This is a genomic window from Helicobacter fennelliae (genome assembly GCF_900451005.1).
Classification (GTDB): Bacteria; Campylobacterota; Campylobacteria; order Campylobacterales; family Helicobacteraceae; genus Helicobacter_B; species Helicobacter_B fennelliae.
Genome location: NZ_UGIB01000001.1, coordinates 693,920 through 714,130 on the forward strand (window position 1 = coordinate 693,920; position 20,211 = coordinate 714,130).

A 20,211-nucleotide genomic window follows, 5' to 3' on the forward strand; every position below is an offset into this window, starting at 1 on the left:
TGTGTCTATTTTTTTTCTTTTTTGGAATTGCTTTTTGTCGCCTTATTTTTGGCTTGCTTTTGTATAAGCTCTAAAGCCATACACACTGCATTTTTGTAGCTTTGGGTATTGCAAATGCCTTTATATGCCAAATCATACGCAACCCCATGATCGACTGATGTGCGAATAATTGGAAGATTGAGGCTGATATTAATACTAGAATCAAAATAAAGTGCTTTGAGTGTAGCAAGCCCAATGTCATGATATGGCGCGACAAATACCTTAAACTCATTCCGTAAATGCGGTATAAAAGCAGTATCTGGCGGATATGGACCGACAAATATTTCTTGTGCTGTTTTGGCGCGTGTTTTTTGTGCGTTTGTTTTTTGGATTTTTTGTTTTTGGGCTTCTTGTGTGAGGCGAGCATTGACTTTTTGAATGGCTTTTTTGATCACGCTATCTTCTTTGCCGCCAATTGCGCCATTATCTCCACAATGCGGATTAAACCCAAGCACTAAAGCTTTTTCACACTGCAAGCTCTGAAAAAGTAGCAGTAAAAATTTTTCATAAGCACTTGCTGTGATTTTTTGGCTTACTTTTTTGAGCGGAATATGATCGCTAAAAAGCCCAACAAGCATTTTTTGATTGCCAAGTGCCATTATGGCTTTTTTGTCATAGCGAGCAGAGAGCACTTCTGTGTGCCCGACAAAATCAATGCCTGCTTTTTTCCAAGCGGCTTTGTGTATGGGTAGAGTAATGATTGCTTGAGCTTGCGCGCTATCAAGCAAATCAAGCCCCGTGATAAAACTCTCAAAACTATATGCACCACTTTTTTTTGAGATTTTGGCGATGTGGATTGTCGGGATTTTGGCTTTTGGTGGGGCAAATACCATATCATTTGGGAATGCAACACCAAGCAGTTGCGCGGCATTTTGCATAAGCTCTTTATGGACGCAATACAAAGGCTCACACAATGTTTTGATAAAGCTATGCTCCCTTAATGCAATTTCTGCCCCAACGCCATTAATATCGCCTATGGAGATAGCGACATGAGGCTTTGTGTGGGGTTTTTTGCGTGAATGCATACCGCGTAAATTTGATTTTTTCATCACAAACTCATACCTCCAAGCTCCCAAATAGGCAAAAATATACCAAACGCAAGCCATGCCACCACAACTGCCATAAGAATCGTAGCCATCGGCTCTGTGAGGGCTAGAATCTTATCCATAAGGTGCTGATAGGCTACATAATAATGCTTTGCGCAAAGTGTAAGCATTTGATCGAGATTGCCACCTTTTTGGGCTGTGGAGATAAAGTTTTTGATATTAAGATCAAAAAAATCAATCTCATCAAACGCAGAATCTAAAGGCACACCTTGCTGTATGGAGGATTGGATTTTGGCGATTTCTTTGTGTAAGATAGGATTTGAGATACTTTGTGCGGCTGTGCGTAGTGTAATGTCAAAATCAATTCCTGATTCATACAGATAAGCAAACGAAGTAAAATACGCCCAAAAATCTTTATACATAACCAACTGCGAAACAAGAGGCATATACAAAGCGAGTGTATGCAATGTCTTATACGCAAAGCCTCTTTTGATATAACTCCACACAATAACGCCACCACATACAATCACACTAAACAACATTATCAAACCATAATCCACAACCACATCTGAAATAAATATAAGGCTTTGTGTGCTTAGAGGCAAGGCGACATCAAATGAACTAAAAAGCTCTATAAATTGTGGAATCACAAACCACGCGATCAATACAAATGCTGCAATTACGCTTACAATGATAAAAATCGGATAAAACAATGCCTTAAAAAATTTTGCCCTCAAACTCGCACTTGACTCAAAATAATCACTCAAAACACAAAGAATCTGCGCTAATTTACCGCTTTGCACCCCACAATCAATCAGTGCCATACCCATTGGCGTAAAGATTTTGGCAAATGGCATCAACGCTGTGCTAAGGCTTTTGCCTTGATGAATAGAATCTAAAATCTCGCCATACATTTTGCGTAGATACGCATTTGCGCTTGCGATTTTGAGGCTCTCTAAGATGTCATTTATCGGAAGTGCAGATTCTAGCATAATTGAGAATTGACGCAGATCTTGAGCAAGTTCAATGGGTTTTGGGGATTTAAGATAGGTGCTAAAGTCTTCTTTGATATGTGTAATGGCTATGCCAAGAAGTTTGGCTTTTGTTTGGGCTTGTGCGAAAGATTTGGCATTGAGTTTGATTTGGATCTGTTTGGCGTTTTGGATACCTGTGATAATAAATCTCACAATTCTTTTTCCTTTGAGTAGAAAATCACTTCTGTTTTTTGGCATAATTGCAAGCATTATCTTAGCAAATTACAAAGGTAAGTTATGTATTTTATAGCAAAAACGATACATATTTTAAGCGCGTGTGTTGTTATTGGATATTTGGTGTATGATGTTTTTATCCTTTCTACACTTAAAAAAACTCGCTCGCCTCAAGAATTTAGAGAGCTAAAACTACAAATGCTTCAATCAAGCGCGCTTATTATGGGGATTGGATTCTTGTTGCTTATAAGTAGTGGAATCTATCTAGGGAGCTATTATTTGGGCGGGGATTTAGGGTTTTTGCAAAACACATTTCAAAAAATGCTCTGGATAAAAATCGCCCTTGTCGCAAGCCTTTTTATTCTTACGCCATTTTCTTTGTATTTTGTCCTTGTGCTTAAAAAGCCTGATCCATTCAGGCAATATTATCATCATATCGCCCTTGTGATTTGTATCTTAGCTGTAATTGTGATAAATTTTGCGCTTAGCGGAAATTTTGTTTGATTTGGGGCTAAAACATATAATCATATAGCACAAACGAATACCAATCCGTATAAACTGAAGAAGGGTATTGTAGCGTGTATGTGGGAATCTTTAATCCTAGCTCAATGCGGTGATTTTGCATAATCAAACTTGAGAATCCAAAATTTAAAAGCGTGTGAAAACTTTGCAAAGATGGCGGATCATCAGATGAAGTCATCGCTACCTTAGAGTGTTCATTATAGCCTAGCCCAACCCCCAAAAATCCACCGAGTTTAAAATGCTCTATGATAGAAAAAAGCACGACAATATCTGCATTTAGCGCAAGCTGTGAGGTCGTAGCTGTCTCAAGTCCGACAGGGCGGATACTCATCGCATAATCCAAATACCCCCGCACACTGCTAAAAAATTTAGGCATACTATATTCATACCCAGCACGGACAATATAATCAAACGCGCCTTTGAGTTCAGTTGGCGTCTCATGCATAGCGATTCCAAATCCACCACCTGCAAAAATATGCGATTGGGCGCATAGGGGATTGCTCCAAAATAACGCAAAACAAAGACTACAAAGAGCTACCCTCAAGAGAGTCGCTCGCTTTTTGCTACTCTATAAAATCTCTTGATGCGATCATCAATAGGAGCTAAGAATCTATAAAAAATAGGCACGATAAGCAAACTCAAAAACATCGACACAATAAGCCCGCCGATCATACAAATTCCGATAGCTGACTTCATCGCTGAACCTTGCCCTGTGGCTATGGCTAAAGGAAGCATTCCAAACACCATAGCAATGGTTGTCATCAAAATAGGGCGCAATCGTAGCTCCCCAGCAAGTAAAATCGCCTCTGATATACTAAACCCTTCTTCACGTTTTTCATTTGCCACATCAATAAGCAAGGTCGCGTTTTTGCCGACCATTCCTATCAATAATATCAGCCCCATAAGCGAGAACATACTAAGTGGCTGCCCTGCTAGCCCAAGCCCAAAAAACGCCCCAGAGAAGCTTAGAGGCATGGTTACCATAATGATGATTGGCTCAAGGATTGACTCATACAATGCCGCTAAGATTAAATATATCAGCACAAATGCCGTTGCCACTGCGATTCCGAAGGCTTCTTGCGTTTCTGTGAGGTTATCAGCCTCTCCGGAGAATGTATATCCTGCACCCTCGACAAGCCATTGTGATTTGTTTTCTTCGATTGTGCGCAGAATCTGATCAAGTGCCATACCGCCTGATTTGTCAGGATTTGCATAAATCGTAACGCTTCGTTGTCTGTTGTAGCGGTTGATGGTTGATGGGGTTTGTGTTTGCTCGATTTCAATAAGCCCGTCAATAAACATCATATCGCCATTTTTGTTTTTGATTTGGATTTTTTTGATGTCATCAACAGAGATTCTTTTGTCATCAGGCACGCGGAGTGTGATTTTGTATTCTTTGCCGACTTCTTTGTAGTAGGCGACTTGTGTCTCACCAGAAAATGCAGCACTAATGGCATTTCCTATATCTTGCGCGGTAATTCCGTATTGATTAGCGTTTTGGCGCAAAATATTTAAGCGGTATTCAGGCTGCATATCAGATACAGAAGTGTGATAATCCGTAACCTTGCCTTTTAGTGTGCCCTCAAGCAAAAAATGCTTTAAGTTTGCCATGCTTTCATCGACAAGCTCTTGTTGTGGTGAGTAGATATAGACTTGAAGTGCTGAATTATCCCCACCACCAATGAGTGGCACTTCAGCAGGAATGATGACTAAGCCTTTAGATTCTGGAATAGCATAAAGCTTTTTTGTCATTTCTTTCATCCATTCAAACTGCCCGATATTGCGATCCTTTCTTTCTTTGAGCTTTACATAGATTTTGGATTTATTTGTGTTTTGGGTTTTGCCATAGGCAACTTGCATGGAAACATAATCCACGCTAGGATCTGCTTTGATCGCACTTTGCAAGACTTCGGTTTTTTTACGCATTTCATAAATGCTAATTCCGGGCTGTGTTTGCACCCAAAAATACGCTTGAGAGCGATCCTCTTGAAGCATAAATTCCATTCCGATTCTGCCAAGCACAAAAACGGAGCCGATAAATACGCCAAATACAAGAATCGAGACGATTATTTTTTGATTGAGCACGACAGTGAGCGTTTTTGCATACGCAGTTTGTAGCTTTTGAAAAAACGGCTCACTCCAATGGTAGAATCTTGATTGCTTAGGATTGACAATAAGTGAGCTCACCATAGGAATAACCGTCATCACCACGATATATGAAACGCCAATCGCAAGAGCAACTGTAATCCCAAAACTTTGAAAAAATTTACCAATGATTCCTGTCATATTTCCCACAGGAATAAACACAGACAATAGCATCGCAGAAATCGCAAAAATCGCAAACGCAATCTCACGCACGCCTTCATACGCTGCTTCTCGCTTGCCAAGCCCAGCTTCAAGCTTTTTATGGATATTTTCTATCACGACAATCGCATCATCGATGATAATCCCAATCGAAAGCGTAATCGCCATCATCGTAAGCATATTGAGCGTATAGCCCATCATCTGCACGAGCGCAAAAGTCCCTAGCACAGAAATCGGAATCGAAATCGCTGAGACAAGCGTAATGGTTACATTGCGTAAAAACACAAACACAATCGACACAGCCAAGATTCCGCCTAGAATCAAGTCAAACTCAATATCATGCAAGGATTCTCGGATATAATCAGTCGTATCCAAAAATGTACGCACATTATATCCCGGGCTTACAGCTTTGATCGTTGGCAGAGCTTCATACACGCCATCAGCGATAGTTATATCATTTGCTCCGGCGATTTTTTGCACCTCAAAAATCACACCCGGCTCATTATCAAAAGACGCAAAGGTTTTGTATTCTTCAAGTCCATCTTCAATCACAGCAATATCGCCTAAGCGGATATTTGAAGTGAGCTGAATATCAGCGGTATCTTTGAGGCTCTTTGAGTTTGCGTCAGTGGTTATCCAAAAAACCTGCGTGCTATTGACGATTCTACCGCCATCAATCTCGGTATTTTCCTGTCCTAGCATATTTGAGATTTGGTTATATGTGATGCCATATTTATTCATCAAAGTCGGATCGGGATAGATTCTGATTTGTCGCTCTCGATAGCCATTAAGCTGGACATTTCCTACGCCTGAGATTTTTTGTAAAAGTGGCTTGACAATGTTTTCTGAATGCTTCATAAGCTCAGATTCTGGAATCGTATCGCTACTTAAGAAAAGCGAAATAATAGCCTGTCCGTTTGTATCAAACTTATCGATAGAGGGTTTGTAGATATTTGGATCAGTAAATGTTACACCAGAGACTTTATTGATGACATCGCTTACAGCCTGATCCATTGGCTTTTCAAGCTGAAACTGCACGATGACAAGGCTGACATTACGCACACTCATTGAGGTTACATTTTTTAGCCCATCAATTCCTAGCACCTTTTCTTCGATTTTGTCAGTCACTTTACTTTCAATAGTAAGCGGGCTTGCTCCCGGATAAGTTGTGCTAACAAGAATGATTGGAAAGTCAATGTTTGGAAACAATGCGGTGGGAAGTTTTTTGAGTCCTAGAACCCCAAAAAAGATGATCCCCAAAGAAAACATAAGGGTTGTTATGGGGCGATTAATTGCAAATTTATACATTTTTTATCCTTAAGAGAATCCTATTTTGTTTTGATGTAGCCATCGCCAAATAATCCGGGCTTCAAAGAGCTTTCAACGGCGGCTTCTGCGGTTACTTTTCTTGTGCTTTCATCAATGGTTGGATAGATTTTGGTGATTGTGGCTGTTTTTTTGGTGCCTGCTCCATCAATGGAGAATTCATACAAATTGCCCACTTGGACTTTGCTAAGATATTTAGAATCAAATTGTAAAACGATTTTTTTATTCTCACTCACAAGTCGAAACAATGTCGTATTATTGGCATTCACACCATCTCCTAGCTCGACTTTTTTCTCGGCAATGACTCCATTAAATGGCGCGCGCAAAATCGTTTTGTCAAGTAACGATTGATAATAATTATAATCAGCCTCTAGCTTTTTGTAGTTTGAGTGGTATTGATCAAGTGTGTTTTTATCGACGACATCACCACTTTTATTGTATCGCTCATATTGTTTTTTGGCGAAGAGATATTGCTCTTTGATCGCCTGAAACTGCGCTTCTTTGTCTTTATTGTAAATCACAAGTAATTGATCGCCTTTTTTGACTACGCTATCAACATCAACAAAGATTTTATCAATGATCCCAGTAGAATCTATCGCGAGGCTAGAATCCTGCACCGCTTTGATATTAAAAATCGCATAAACATCATCGCTCCACGCGATCTCTACCATACCCAAAGTCAAAAGTCCTATTAAAAATTTTTTCATCGTGTCTCCTTTATTGTTTTATGTAGTCTTGGATTTGCTGACCGCTATAAAAAATATAATTTGCTTTTTGTAATTCATAATTATTCAAGCTTTGATTATATGTTGCTTCAGCGTCATACCTTGTGCTTAATGCTCGCAAATAATCCGTGAAATTGACAAGCTGATTTGTGTATTTTTTGTGGATATTTTCAAATGAAATAACCGCGGATTTCAAGCTTGCTTCTGCGGATTGGATTTGGCTTTGTGCGACTTCAAGCCGTTTGCGATAGAGGGCTTCATCTTTTGTTTTTTCTGATTGTTTATAGGCGAGTTGCTTTTCTTGCGCGAGTTGATTGATTTTCATATATTGTTTTTGAAGGCTTAAGCCTATATCATCAAATATCTTCAATGTCGCTGTTACGCTTATGACATTTGTATGTGTTGGAAACATAATCGCATAAAATCCGCCACCGCTTGCGTAGCCGGGCTTTTGGATCTGATATGTGTAAGTATCAGAAAGTGTTATTGTCGGATAATAATTATATTGTTTGTTTTGATAAGAGAGAGATTTTACCTGTTCTTTGAGTGCGACTATATCTTGTCTTTCTATGTCAGTTTTTATTGCTGGGGTCAAAAGCTCTTCGCGTGTAAGCCCGTCAAATTCTAAATTTGTAAGGTATTTGAGCATAAGGATATTTTCCTCTACGCTTAGCTTCATATCAGCGATTTGATATTGGGAATTTGCAGCTTGGGATTTGAGTGATTCAAGATCATCGATTGTAGAAAGTCCGGCATTATAGAGTTTTTCAACGCGCTTTAAATCCGATAGCACTTCTTCGTATTTGCGCTTGAGCGATAAAAGCTGTGAAAGATTGTTAAAAAAACTATAATACTGCTGAATCACTTGAAGATAAATCTGCTGTTTTGTGTATTCTGCGTCTGCTATTGAGGAGCGGTGCGTGGCTTGTCGCTCTTTGATGAGATTGAGCGTGCTAAATCCACTAAACAAATCAAGCGAAAATTTTGCATTTGCAGCTTGCGCTTGATAATTTCCATGCTGTCCAAAAGACATAATATCCACACCCGGCGTCATTGATATGCCATTTAACGCTTTGTAATTGTATTGATACGAATAATCCACATCAAATCGTGGCAAAAAGCTTGCTTTTGCGACAAATACATTTTTCTTATTGGCTTGGACTTCAAGCATTTTTGCTTGCAAAGAATAATTGTTTTGCGCAGCATTGAGTAATTCTTTTAAACCAACTTTATTTTTTGAATCTTTTGTAAGCTCTTCAATTTGAGAAATGAGATCTTGTGATGTCTCTTGAAGGTCAAATTGTGAGGGAGTTTGGGTATTTTGTATTGTATTTTGTGGATTATCTCGTAGTGGCTCCTCTCGTGATAGCGCATAAAGCGAATGTAACGTTGCAAGCCCTATGACAAGCCAAATAGTAAAAAACCTCATAAAATCTCCTACATTGCGATAAATTGTGTATTGCGATAAATTGCGACAAAAAGTAAAACTAAAAAGACCTTATTTGTCAATTTATAAGGCAGAATTGTAGCATAAAAAGTAAATAAATTGTATATACAACTATGTTTTTTAGATTCTGGAATGTAATTTCCATAGAATCCAAACTCCTGCAAAATCGCTTAAAAGCTAGGATTTAGATTCTAATTTTTAAAAATCATAGAAAAATAATGTTTCCCGTCTTTATATTCATACTCAAGGCAAAAATGATGCAGATTCAAAATGTCATTGACAATTGGCAGTCCAAGCCCATGTCCGGGCATTGTTTCGTGATTAGCATCGCGGACAAATGGCTCAAGATAAAACGAAAATGCGCGATTAAGCGGTGGAGATTCTGAAATGACGCAGATTCTGTGTTGCGCGATTGTGATTGTAATAGAATCTGCTTGATTGTATTTGAGCGCGTTGTCTATGAGGTTTTTAAACGCAATGCTAAGAAGCCTCAAATCACCTTGAATCGAGAAATTATCCTTAAAGTCAAGCAGAATCTTATCTTGAGATTTATCAAAGGATTCAAGGGCTTTGAGTGCGAGTGTTTCAGCGGAGAAAGTTTGGAGATTAAGCTTTGTTTTGTCGCTACTTAGCCTTCCGTATTCTAAGAGATTATCAATGAGTTGCTGCAAATCATTTACAAAGTCCAAAAATTTTGATGCTGAAGGGTTGCCGTTTTGTTTTTCTACCTCGACAAAAAGCTTCATTTTTGCAAGCGGGGTTTTGAGCTCATGCCCGATACTACGCAACAAAAGCTGCTTTGTCAAAAGCACATTTGAGACTTTTTGGCTCATTGCGTTAAATGATTGTGCCAAATCGCCAATCTCATCATCGCGCTTGATATGCAGATAAATAGCTTGATTGGCGTGCTGTGAAAAGTTTTTGATAGCATTTTGGATCTGCCTAAGCGGATACAAGAGTCGCAAAACAATCAGCCCTAGCGCAATAATCACAGAGATAAAAAATCCTAGAAAAAACCATAATTGCCCCCTTCCGATAAAGCCATATTCAATCGGTCGTTGCGCGATGATTGAGTATGTTTTGTGCGTGATTTGAAATCCAATGGAATCTTGGGTATTAAAAATCAATATATGAGGCGCGTTTTGGGAGTTTTCGTTGTTTTCATACAGAATCTCATAGCCTTTTGGAAGGGCTGAAATGCGCTCAAACCCAAATTGATCGATTGCAAATTTCACAGAGACAAAATGATTAATGATGATATTTGGCGTAATCGTGCGGACAAGATAGATGATTTCGGATTTGGAGTGGATAATCTCATTTTTACGCATGATTTTATCGACTTGATACGAAAAAAAAGTCGCAAAACAGATCGCCAAACAAAATAAAAAAACAACCTTTGCTTGCAGGCTTTTAAAAGGCATTAGAGACAAAATTTATATCCTATGCCCCAGACAGATTGCAAAAACTTCGGCTCTTTGGCGTTATCATTAAGCTTTATGCGGAGATTATGCATATGTGTATCAATACTTCGCAGTGAGCTATCATCATGAATGGCTGAAATTGTGTTTGCGATCGCTTCTCGCGAAATCGGGTGGAGGCGGTTTTCTATCAAAAGCGCGAGTATATCAAACTCTGCATTTGTCAAATCCACAAGTGCATTATCAAGATACACTTCTCGTTTTTGGGTATTGATGACAAGATTATCAAAAGTTGTTTCTTTGGGCTTGAGTCTGCGTAGCATTGCCTCAAGCCTTGCGATAAGCTCAACAGGCTCATACGGCTTTGCAAGGTAATCATCAGCACCTTTGTCAAAGCCTTGGATTTTGTTGTAAATATCACCACGCGCGCTTGAGATGATGATAGGGATTTTAGTGAGTTGTCGGATTTTTTTGCAAAGCTCTAAGCCGTCCATTTCAGGTAATCCAAGATCAAGGATAATCAAATCAATGCGATTTTTTTGATCTTTGAGAATCTCAAGTGCTTGAGTCGGTGAATGCGTGGTTACAACCTCAAATTTCGCTTGCTCAAGATATACTTTGATGAGTCCTTGCATTTCCAAATCATCTTCGATTAAAAGTAGCTTTACCATTGCTTATCCTTTTGGTAGAGTTTGATAGATTGTAAGTGAGTATTGTAGCTTATTTTATGCGTTTAGTTGCCATAGATTCTGATTTGCTTATAAGCAATGAAGCAATCGCCTAAGTTTGCGCCATAATCGAAAGCACTCGCGCGTTATTTTAAACACAGAAAAAGGCTGTTTGATACGCCCAGAAATTGTGGATTCTAGCTCTGCTGGTGCGATGAGATAGGGCTTATAGAGGATATTTCCAACCTTATGTATAAAAAAACAATCCATATAATCATCAACAGGCATACAGAAGCTATGGAGTTTGGCGATAAATTTTTTGGCAGCATTTGGCGTGAGATAATAGCCTTGTGTTCCTGCGATTTGATCGGTTGTTTTGAAAAAATGTTGCGTCTTGGTGGTGGATTCTGCGAGTTTGGATTCTGCGGATTTTGTCTTTATTGGTTCTATTTTGACATCAAAAAGCCCCATAAGCCGCACATACTCAAAGCCACTTTGATCTATTTCTTGCAAGCCTTGCATAAAAAATGACTCTAATTTCACATCATCTTCAAGCACTATGATTGGGGCATTGAGCTCAATACATTTCTCCCACAAACTATAATGCGACCCAAAGCACCCAAGCTCACTTATGCTTAGCTCTCTTCCCCAATAGATTCTATTCCATAGTGGCTTGATTTTGGAGTTTAGCGCAGGGTATGCATTTGTCCGAAAATCTATCGCATCAAAAAAATGCACCTGACATATACCTCTATCTAAATGCGTGCATTGCTCCTGCATAAATGCCCTTCTTGGCGAGTTTTGAAGTGAGATGATAAAAATATGAAACATTGTTTAGCCTTTTTGGATTCTAGCTTATATTTTTTGTATTGCTTTTACTTTTTATCGCTTTGAATCCAGCGTAAAATCTCATGTTTTATCTCGCTAGAATGTATGACTTGTTTGTGAATGATTGGCTTGTCAAACAATGCCATGATAGCAGGAGAGATTTTTGCGCCATTTTCACACATTTTGGCAATCGCTTGCGTGTCATTTAGCTTTTTATCAGAGATAGATTCTGCGACACTTGGGGCAAATTTACTCCATTCTGCCGTTGAGGCGATCAATGCTTTTGGGTTATTTGAGTTAGCACAAAGCTCTTGATACGCGCCATAGGCGATCGCAGTGTGCGGATCGATGATGTAGCCTTTGGCAAATGTGCTTTTGATTATGGATTGTGTGCGACAATCATCACACCACCACGCCAAAAAATCCTGCTGAAGCAATGCGAGCTCATCTTTGGTGAGGACATATTTGCTTTGTTGCTGCAAGGAGTTTAGTAATTCTTTTGTGCGCACATCGCCAAATAACGCAAACAAAATGCGCTCGACATTTGAGCTTTTGAGAATATCCATAGCAGGCGAGAGCGTTTTTTGCAAAGTTCGCGTAGAAATATCATAGATTCCGCTTTGGATAAATTCTGTAAGGATATTATTTTTATTGCTTGCGATGATGATTTTTTCAATTGGAAGCCCTGTTTTTTTGGCAAAAAACGCGCCCAAAGCATTGCCAAAATTACCACTTGGAATCACACTATAAATCTTTTCGCCATACTTGATAGAGCCATTTTTTACGAGTTGCAAATATCCCCAAATGTGATACACAATCTGAAATGCTATGCGCCCGAAATTTACGGAATTTGCCACAGAGAGCGAAAAATTATGAGAATCTAGATTCTGCAAAAACTCCTTATCATTGAGAAGATTTTTGAGCGCGCTTTGCGCATCATCAAAGTTTCCATCAATGCCAAATACTTTGATATTTTGCGCTGGATTTGTAATCATTTGCAATGCCTGCACTTCGCTTGTGCCACCTTTTGGGTAGAGGCAGACAACTTTAATATTTGGCTGATTAGCAAAGCTCTCAAGAGTCGCTGGTCCTGTATCACCGCTCGTGGCAGTGAGGATAAGGAATTGCTTATTTTGATCCTTAGCCACAGAGGCAAAAATCGCTCCAAATGGGCTTAATGCCATATCTTTAAAAGCGCGCGTTGGTCCATGATAAAGCTCCAAAAAATACGCATTGCCAAGCTTATGCAAGGGTGCTGGATTTGTAGGATCATCAAAGCGTTTATACAGCTTGAGCGCATGTGTGAGTGCGTCTGCAAAAGTGTTCGCGTTGGCATAAGAGTTAGTATGGGAGTTTGCTAAAGACTGAGGTGGCATAATGTGTAGATTCTCAAATACTGCCTTGCAAAGCTCATCATAGCCTAAATCCAAATACGCACTCCAATCTATATGCGGTAGGTGTTGAAGTGTCCAAAGCCCATTATCTGGGGCTTGCGGATAAAGGATTGCGTGTATAAAATCACTTTGTTTGGCACTTGCATTTCTTGTCGATACAAAAGGAAGCATTGTTATTTCCTTACATTTTTAGTTAGATTTTGGTTTGGATTCTGCTAAAAGTCCTCAAAAACTCATCATAACTCTTTTTCAAAAGTTTTCCAAATTTGGCGAGAGCAATTGTAGCAAATATTGCAATTTTTTGGTTATAGTGCCCGTAATTGTATCTAAAATATATCAAGGAGAAGTCGTGGAATTTGAATACAAATTAGTGATGTTTGGCTTTCCGGCATTGTGTGAAGATCTATCCGAAGTGCAAAGCAGAATCCGCCAAATCCCAATCGAGCGCGCACAGGTTGAGACACTTGAGCAATGCTATCTCATCGAGCTAAAAACAGGCAAAAATTTTGCAATCAAATGCGATGAAAAGGGATATTTTATCGAGGAGTGCGAGGGGTATTAGATGGTTTGATGAGGGTTTAATCTGGCTAGATTCTCACTTATTCTTAATTTATTCTTATTTATTCTCGCTTGGATTTTGGAGGATTTATAGAATCTAGATTGAAGTCTCTTAGGGCTTTAGGATTAGATTCTAAGCATATCAAGTCAAATATAAATATTTAAAAACATTTGATTGCAAAGTTTTTGCCTGTAAATCTCAAGTGCATTAAAATTTTTGTCTAAAAAATTATCAAAAATCCTTTAAATCTTAACAAATCTAACATTTCTAACATTGCTTTAAGTCATAAATAATTATAATCTCTACGCATTTTAAATAGATAAGCTTAAGATAATCTTGGAGAGAATCTCATAAGCAAAGCTATATTAAATGCTATCTATCCGCAAACTACAAGGAATATGGAAGGAATAACAATGAATAAGGTTCAAATTGACAAACAAGCAGTGGCAAAGTTTTTTGAGTTTTGCAAAGCAAATGAAGTGGAGTTTATCGACTTTCGATTCACAGACATTAAGGGCGTGTGGCATCATTTGGCGTTTTCTGCAAGCTCAATTGATGAGGGGAGCTTTGAAGGTATTCCATTTGATGGTAGCTCAATCCCTGCATGGCAGCCTGTCAATAAATCCGACATGGTGCTAATCCCCGATCCTGTGCGCTACTTTATCGATCCATTCACTGCAGATACCACAGCAGTGGTGTTTTGCGATGTGTGGGATATCTACAAAAACGAGCCTTATGAGAAATGCCCGCGCTCGATTGTAAAGCGCGCGATGAAGCATTTGCAAGAGAGCGGAATCGGCGATGTGGCGTATTTCGGTCCTGAGAATGAATTTTTTGTGTTTGATTCTATCAAGGTGAAAGATTCTGTAAATTGCCAATACTACGAGATTGACACAGAAGAGGGTGAATGGAATCGCGACAGGGAGTTTGAAGGCGTGAATATCGGGCATCGCCCCGGCACAAAGGGTGGCTACTTCCCCGTGCCTCCGGTAGATTCTATGATGGACTTGCGCGCTGAGATGGTAAAGGTGCTAAACCAAGTGGGCTTAGAAACCTTTGTCGTGCATCATGAAGTCGCTCAAGGGCAAGGTGAGATTGGCGTAAAGTTTGGCAATATGCTAGAGGCTGCAGATAATGTGCAAAAGCTCAAATATGTGGTGAAGATGGTCGCTCATCTTAATGGCAAGAGCGCGACATTTATGCCAAAGCCGCTTTATAGCGATAATGGCAGCGGAATGCATGTGCATACAAGCATTTGGAAAAATGGTAAAAATCTCTTTGCTGGCGATGCGTATGAGGGACTAAGTGAGATGGCACTGCATTATCTAGGTGGCGTGCTAAAACATGCGCGCGCGCTTGCAGCCTTTACAAATCCTAGCACAAACTCCTATAAGCGCCTTATTCCGGGCTTTGAAGCACCAAGCATTCTTACATATTCTGCGCAAAACCGCTCTGCAAGTATCCGCGTGCCTTATAATAGCGGCGAAAAGGCTAAGAGAATGGAATTTAGATTCCCCGATAGCTCAAGCAATCCTTACCTTGCGTTTGCCTCAATGCTTATGGCTGGGCTTGATGGGATTAAAAATAAAATAAATCCGGGCAAGCCAATGGAAGTGAATCTCTTTGAGCTTACCCTTGATGAGATCCGCGAGAAGGGCATTAAGCAGCTACCACACACACTGCGCCACGCGATAGAGGAAATGCTCGTAGATAAGGATTATTTGAAAGAAGGCAAGGTCTTTAGCGAGGAGTTTATCCAAACCTACAAGCAGTATAAGTTTGAGACAGAGATCTGGCCATGGGAAGGACGCCCGCATCCATTTGAGTTTATTACAACTTATAGTTGCTAGATTCTGTTTCATTGTCTCTAGCCGAAGCTAGAGACAGGCCTTATAACAACACAATGAGGAAGCTATGCTAGAGATTAATTTTTCGGCAATTGCAAACGAAGCCAATGTGCGAGAATTTGTGCTTACGCCACTTTTATATGCGCTTGGGTTTAGCCAAGAGGGCGAGAAGTCCATAAAGCATGAAGTGCCACTAAAAAGCGACACAATTCTAGGCTCAAATACAAAGATAAAGGCTAGCACCCTGCATTGTGATTATATGCTTTATCTTGATTCTAAAGCACATTGTGCGCTAGATGCAAAAGCCCCTGATAAAAATATAGCTTCTCAAAGCGATAGTGAAAGACAGGTTTTTTATTATGCGATTAATAAAGATATAAAAGCCCCTTTTTATGCGCTATGTAATGGTTTAGAATTTACCCTTTTTCAGACAGCTACACAAGAGTTGCTTTTAAGTATTGATTTGCAAAATGAGTTAGATTCTAAATTTGCGCTTTTAAAGCAATACTTAACAACGCCACTAGAATCTTTAAAACAAACAATAGGCAAAAATAGCAAAAAACCAAAAAAAAGTGATGAATGGTATCTCAGCAGAGAGCTACCACAAGCTATACTTAATCCTAAAAAACAAAACAAACAAAGATATTTTGGCTGCACGGCATATTTTACAAGGCAGAGTTGGGATATAGTCGCTCAACATATCTGTAATTTTAGCGATGAAGGCGATGTTGTGTTAGATCCTTTTGGTGGAAGTGGAGTAACAGCAATAGAAGCGATGATAAACGGCAGGATAGGAATCCACACAGATTTGAATCCTCTCAGTATCTTTATGACAAAAGCCCTAACTTCAAAGCTTAATCTAAGTCAATTTCATGAAGCGAGCGAGGAGATTTTAGCCGAATTTGAAACTCTGCGCCCAAAAGATGAAAAAGAAGCAAAAAAAATTCTAAAGACAGCAAAATATTACCCAAATGCTATAAGCGAGGAATTTGGAGAGATTGCAAGCCAAAAAGAGCAAGATTCTACGCTGTGGATTCCAAAAGATGAAATGTTGCCAAAAGGTAGTGATGTAGATTCTGTGCTTGGGCTTTTTTCGCCTATGCAGCTTGCAGAGCTTGCTATTTTACGCAAGCTAATCTTTAAAAAAACCACACCAAGCGGAACTAAAGAGTATAGAATCTATAAGAGAAGCTTAAGATATTCGCTTTTGTTGGCGTTTTATAACACTTTAAAGTCTATCAACTTAACTTTTCATAAGTCAGGAGGTGGTGGCGGAGATTCGTCTGCTTTTAGATATTATCGATATAGAATTGCAAAAGAACCAACATTTTTAGATACCGCGGAAACCTTCAAAGATAAAACTCGACGAGTTTTTAAAGGTAAAGCCGAGCTAGAAAATGAAAAAGGTGGAAATTTTTATGAAAGCTATTTTACGCCTATTAACCGAGTGATTAAAGACTTTAGCGGTGCTATGCTTGAGAATAGAGGAGATTTGGAGCGGATAGATTCTATCCTTGAGAAAACCAATGGAGAAAAATTCTTTCAAGCTGATGCGACAAAGCTAAAAGAAATCGAAACGCAAAGTATTGACTTTATCTATACTGATCCGCCTTATGAAGGCAAGATTCCTTATTTGGATTTAAGCACTCTGTGGAATGCGTGGCTTGATTTACCCGTAGATGAGAGCTTAAAAGAACTAGAATGTATCGAAAAAGGAAGCTTAGAAAAAAGCAAGGACGAATACATAAGCCTAATGAGTGAAAGCCTAAAGCAAATGTATAGAGTGCTAAAACCTAATCGCTGGCTTGCCTTTGTATTTCAAAGCAAAAATTCAACACTTTGGGAAACTTTGGTGCAAGAAGCTGAAAGAATAGGCTTTGAATATGTGGGTAGCGTGAGGCAGAGCAATGGACAAAGCTCTTTTAAAAAGAGACAAATGCCACTCAAAGTGCTAAGAGGACAACTCATTGTGTATTTCAAAAAAGTGCAGAGCCCAAAAGCTAGAATGAAGGTTGATTTTGGCGATGATGTGCATGATTTGGTGCTTAATAATATAGAGGCTATCATCGTGCAATATGATGGGGCAACGATTGAGGAAATTTATGATGAGATACAAATTCGTGGAATGGAGCTTGGCTTTTTAACTGATATTGGCAATGATTTTGCAAGCTTAGACCCCATAATAGAAACTAACTTTGACTATGATGAAGAAAGCAAAAAATATCATATCAAACAAGGGCAGAAATTTAAAAGCCATAAAATTCCGCTTGAAACAAGAACAAGATATTTTCTTATCTCATATCTTAATAAGGCCAAAAGGCAAGGCAAAAAAGCAACTTTTGATGATATTTGTTTGGAAATTATCCCTTTACTCAAAAATGGAGTAAGCCCCAGCAAAGAAAGCATTTATAAGATATTGCAGCAAATCGCAATAGGAGACAAAGAAAGTGGCGAATGGCGCTTAAAAGAGAAAGGCGAAGAAAGGAGTTTGTTTGATGAATAATACAAGAATTCTAGTATTAGAGTCCCAAAAATCCATATCTCCAAAATCTCACATCATAGAATCCTAAACAGAATCTAGCATTAATCTAAAGTCCAAATCCACAGAATCTAAAAACCCCGCTAAATCTGCTTGATATTATCTATATTTGCCCTATTGCCTATATCGCTCTGCTTTTGCTTCTTGTTTGCTAATATCCTACTTACCTAGAGTTTGCCCAGTTTGCCTAATTTGCCAAATTTACGATTTTTATATTTATTTTTTATTATGGCTAGATTCTATCACTTGATTTTTGCAGACAAAAAACTTTCCGACCCGCCCTAAATGCCAAGGCGTGAAGCTAAGATCTTGAGTGTATATTTCATCATCAATATAGCAGGCTTTGGCTTGCAAAAGCAGGGTTTTATCGTAAGTTCCAAACTCAAGCACCTCAAGCAAATCGCAAAAATACGCCGTATCTATGCCTTTGAGAATCGGCGGATATGATGGATACAGAGCCTCTATGGGGATATGAAATACACTTGCTTCGCTGAGGTTAGATTCTAGCTCTTGTGAGGTTTTTTGGATACATTCTACAAAGTCTTGATTTGGGAGATTGAGTGTGAGCTTTTTGGTAGAGATGGCGTTTTGAAAGGTATCTTTTGGCATGCCATCGGATTTGGGGCTAAGGCAGAGTGAGAAAACAATGGGATTTGAGCTTACTACGCCCAAAAAACTAAATGGCGCGATATTAATAACTCCATTTGCATTGACGCTGACAGCAAGAGTGATTGGGCGCGGAGTGAGTGTGTTATTAAGGAGTCGGTATTTGACAAGTGTGCTTTGAGAAGCAAAATCTAAAATCATAAATGTGCCTTTTGAAGCAAAGTGTGTGTGGCATTTATAGCTTGCTTTGAAGAGGCAGGCAATATGTCAAAACAATATGGGTAATAGAGATAATGGTTTAGCATTTAGATTCTCTTGCTTGGATTCTTTGGTCTTTATCTTTTTAATTTTAGCAACTTTGTTGTAATATCACATAATTTTTTATTTTGGAGTATAAAATGGCAGAAGATAGCTTGATTGTTCCGCGCACTTTGAGTGGCTTTAGAGATAGATTACCCAAAGAAGCAATGGCAAAGGAAAAACTCATTGAATGTCTTATCGGGGTGTTTGAGAGTTTTGGATTTGTGCCTATTGAAACCCCACATCTTGAATACGCAGATATTCTTATCAAACAAGGAAGTGAGGAGATCCAAAAAGAGCTTTATCGCTTCAAAGATCATGGAGGCAGAGATGTGGTGCTACGATTTGATCAGACCGTCCCGCTTGCTCGATTTATCACACAATACAAAAATGAGCTTGATTTGCCATTTAAGCGGTTTGCTGTGGGTAATGTATTTCGTGGTGAGCGCGCACAAAAGGGACGATATAGAGAATTTACACAATGTGATTTTGACTTTATCGGAAGCGATAGCATTGCCTGTGATGCAGAGATTATCCAAGTGATTTATACTTCTTTAGCCAAACTCGGCATAGAAGAATTCACCATTTGGGTTAATCACCGAAGTATTTTGAATGGTATTTGCAATCACTTTGGGATAATCGAGCAAAAAGCGATTCAAAATGTGCTGCGAATCATCGATAAAATCGACAAAATAGGTGCTCAAGCAGTTGGTGATGAGCTTAGCGAAACCTTAGGGCTTCAAAAGCACATCATCACCGCTCTGCTTGAAGCTATTAGCATTAAGCAAGTCGAAGCAAGCGATGAGTTTTTTAAATCTATCGCATATATGAAAAAATGGAATCAAGAGCTAGATATTGGCATAAGCGAGCTTGAAGAGATGTTTGAGATTCTCAAGGATTTGGAAATGGATAAATCAGTGTATCGTGTGAATTTCTCTATTGCGCGCGGGCTTGGCTATTATACTGGAATCGTGTATGAGACAACGCTCAATCGCCTCAAAACTCTAGGAAGCGTATGCTCTGGCGGGCGATATGATAATCTTACTCGGACTTTTTCAAATGAGCGATTAAGCGGTGTGGGCGCAAGTATCGGGCTTGATAGGTTATTGGTAGCTTTAGGGGAGCTAGGGATTTTGGAGGGGCGATCAACAAGTGCGCGCGTGCTTGTGGTGTGTATGGAGAAGCGGTTTTTTCCTTATGCGCACAAAATCGCTCAATCGCTCCGATCGAGCGGAATCTACACAGAAGTCTATCCTCAAGCCGCAAAACTCAAAAAACAACTCTCTTATGCGGACAACAAAGGACATGAATATTGCCTTATCATCGGTGAGAGCGAATTTGAAACCCATACAATGACGCTCAAAAATATGACAACAGGCATTCAATTTGAAAGCCTAAGCTTACTCAAAACATTAGAAATCGTAGAAGTATAGCG

General features: G+C 39.2%; 16 protein-coding genes. 5 read left to right on the forward strand and 11 right to left on the reverse strand.

Features of this window, described 5'->3' with window-relative positions; all coding sequences use genetic code 11:
• Positions 1-5 precede the first annotated feature (5 nt).
• Together pdxA and DY109_RS03365 are read right to left on the reverse strand one after the other, a co-directional pair.
• A complete protein-coding gene (gene pdxA / locus DY109_RS03360) occupies positions 6-1,088 on the reverse strand; it encodes a 4-hydroxythreonine-4-phosphate dehydrogenase (RefSeq protein ID WP_244916630.1) in 1,083 nt (360 codons plus the stop codon).
• Positions 1,088-2,272: a type II secretion system F family protein gene (locus tag DY109_RS03365; protein WP_158413031.1), complete on the reverse strand. Its 1,185-nt coding sequence runs from the start codon at positions 2,270-2,272 to the stop codon at positions 1,088-1,090. Before DY109_RS03365 ends, pdxA begins: the two co-directional genes overlap by 1 nt.
• Before the next feature lie 84 nt (positions 2,273-2,356).
• Here DY109_RS03365 and DY109_RS03370 point away from each other — a divergent pair, with 84 nt between their 5' ends.
• A complete protein-coding gene (locus tag DY109_RS03370; protein ID WP_023949267.1) occupies positions 2,357-2,797 on the forward strand; it encodes a hypothetical protein in 441 nt (146 codons plus the stop codon).
• 7 nt (positions 2,798-2,804) lie between these two features.
• Here the strand turns inward: DY109_RS03370 and DY109_RS03375 are convergent, their stop codons facing one another.
• The 8 genes from DY109_RS03375 to thrC all read right to left on the reverse strand — a co-directional run bounded on the left by DY109_RS03375 (position 2,805) and on the right by thrC (position 13,096).
• Positions 2,805-3,359: an outer membrane beta-barrel protein gene (locus DY109_RS03375; RefSeq protein ID WP_023949266.1), complete on the reverse strand. Its 555-nt coding sequence runs from the start codon at positions 3,357-3,359 to the stop codon at positions 2,805-2,807.
• Positions 3,356-6,427 (reverse strand): efflux RND transporter permease subunit, encoded by a 3,072-nt coding sequence (locus DY109_RS03380; protein WP_023949264.1) that lies wholly within the window; start codon positions 6,425-6,427, stop codon positions 3,356-3,358. Before DY109_RS03380 ends, DY109_RS03375 begins: the two co-directional genes overlap by 4 nt.
• A 20-nt stretch (positions 6,428-6,447) precedes the next feature.
• Positions 6,448-7,152: an efflux RND transporter periplasmic adaptor subunit gene (locus DY109_RS03385; RefSeq protein ID WP_023949262.1), complete on the reverse strand. Its 705-nt coding sequence runs from the start codon at positions 7,150-7,152 to the stop codon at positions 6,448-6,450.
• 10 nt (positions 7,153-7,162) lie between these two features.
• Positions 7,163-8,599, reverse strand: coding sequence for a TolC family protein (locus tag DY109_RS03390; protein ID WP_023949260.1), 1,437 nt, complete (start codon positions 8,597-8,599; stop codon positions 7,163-7,165).
• Between the two features lie 209 nt (positions 8,600-8,808).
• On the reverse strand, positions 8,809-10,038 hold the full coding sequence (locus DY109_RS03395) for an ATP-binding protein (RefSeq protein ID WP_034550177.1): 1,230 nt from the start codon (positions 10,036-10,038) through the stop codon (positions 8,809-8,811).
• A complete protein-coding gene (locus tag DY109_RS03400; RefSeq protein ID WP_023949253.1) occupies positions 10,038-10,706 on the reverse strand; it encodes a response regulator transcription factor in 669 nt (222 codons plus the stop codon). Before DY109_RS03400 ends, DY109_RS03395 begins: the two co-directional genes overlap by 1 nt.
• Positions 10,707-10,793: 87 nt before the next feature.
• The gene (locus DY109_RS03405) at positions 10,794-11,534 is read right to left on the reverse strand and encodes a glycosyltransferase family 25 protein (protein WP_023949252.1); all 741 of its coding nucleotides are present in this window, start codon (positions 11,532-11,534) and stop codon (positions 10,794-10,796) included.
• A 44-nt stretch (positions 11,535-11,578) separates the two neighbouring features.
• A complete protein-coding gene (thrC, locus tag DY109_RS03410) occupies positions 11,579-13,096 on the reverse strand; it encodes a threonine synthase (protein ID WP_023949251.1) in 1,518 nt (505 codons plus the stop codon).
• Between the two features lie 178 nt (positions 13,097-13,274).
• Here thrC and DY109_RS03415 point away from each other — a divergent pair, with 178 nt between their 5' ends.
• The 3 genes from DY109_RS03415 (at position 13,275) to DY109_RS03425 (ending at position 17,834) form a co-directional block, all read left to right on the forward strand.
• Positions 13,275-13,487: a hypothetical protein gene (locus DY109_RS03415; RefSeq protein ID WP_023949249.1), complete on the forward strand. Its 213-nt coding sequence runs from the start codon at positions 13,275-13,277 to the stop codon at positions 13,485-13,487.
• Between the two features lie 410 nt (positions 13,488-13,897).
• Positions 13,898-15,334 (forward strand): type I glutamate--ammonia ligase, encoded by a 1,437-nt coding sequence (gene glnA / locus DY109_RS03420; protein ID WP_023949248.1) that lies wholly within the window; start codon positions 13,898-13,900, stop codon positions 15,332-15,334.
• A gap of 64 nt (positions 15,335-15,398) precedes the next feature.
• Positions 15,399-17,834, forward strand: coding sequence for a DNA methyltransferase (locus tag DY109_RS03425; protein WP_023949247.1), 2,436 nt, complete (start codon positions 15,399-15,401; stop codon positions 17,832-17,834).
• A gap of 252 nt (positions 17,835-18,086) precedes the next feature.
• Here DY109_RS03425 and DY109_RS03430 read toward each other — a convergent pair whose 3' ends face one another.
• The gene (locus DY109_RS03430; RefSeq protein WP_023949245.1) at positions 18,087-18,677 is read right to left on the reverse strand and encodes a flavin reductase family protein; all 591 of its coding nucleotides are present in this window, start codon (positions 18,675-18,677) and stop codon (positions 18,087-18,089) included.
• 212 nt (positions 18,678-18,889) lie between these two features.
• On the opposite strand from DY109_RS03430, the gene hisS reads away from it, so the two are divergent.
• Positions 18,890-20,209: a histidine--tRNA ligase gene (hisS, locus tag DY109_RS03435; protein WP_034550218.1), complete on the forward strand. Its 1,320-nt coding sequence runs from the start codon at positions 18,890-18,892 to the stop codon at positions 20,207-20,209.
• Positions 20,210-20,211 lie beyond the last annotated feature (2 nt).

Excerpts from the sequence above, each read along its gene's own strand:
- pdxA (WP_244916630.1), bottom strand. The coding sequence starts at position 1,088 with ATGAAAAAATCAAATTTACGCGGTATGCATTCACGCAAAAAACCCCAC.
- DY109_RS03370 (WP_023949267.1), top strand. The coding sequence starts at position 2,357 with ATGTATTTTATAGCAAAAACGATACATATTTTAAGCGCGTGTGTTGTT.
- DY109_RS03380 (WP_023949264.1), bottom strand. The coding sequence starts at position 6,427 with ATGTATAAATTTGCAATTAATCGCCCCATAACAACCCTTATGTTTTCT.
- DY109_RS03385 (WP_023949262.1), bottom strand. The coding sequence starts at position 7,152 with ATGAAAAAATTTTTAATAGGACTTTTGACTTTGGGTATGGTAGAGATC.
- DY109_RS03390 (WP_023949260.1), bottom strand. The coding sequence starts at position 8,599 with ATGAGGTTTTTTACTATTTGGCTTGTCATAGGGCTTGCAACGTTACAT.
- DY109_RS03395 (WP_034550177.1), bottom strand. The coding sequence starts at position 10,038 with ATGCCTTTTAAAAGCCTGCAAGCAAAGGTTGTTTTTTTATTTTGTTTG.
- DY109_RS03400 (WP_023949253.1), bottom strand. The coding sequence starts at position 10,706 with ATGGTAAAGCTACTTTTAATCGAAGATGATTTGGAAATGCAAGGACTC.
- DY109_RS03405 (WP_023949252.1), bottom strand. The coding sequence starts at position 11,534 with ATGTTTCATATTTTTATCATCTCACTTCAAAACTCGCCAAGAAGGGCA.
- thrC (WP_023949251.1), bottom strand. The coding sequence starts at position 13,096 with ATGCTTCCTTTTGTATCGACAAGAAATGCAAGTGCCAAACAAAGTGAT.
- glnA (WP_023949248.1), top strand. The coding sequence starts at position 13,898 with ATGAATAAGGTTCAAATTGACAAACAAGCAGTGGCAAAGTTTTTTGAG.
- DY109_RS03425 (WP_023949247.1), top strand. The coding sequence starts at position 15,399 with ATGCTAGAGATTAATTTTTCGGCAATTGCAAACGAAGCCAATGTGCGA.
- DY109_RS03430 (WP_023949245.1), bottom strand. The coding sequence starts at position 18,677 with ATGATTTTAGATTTTGCTTCTCAAAGCACACTTGTCAAATACCGACTC.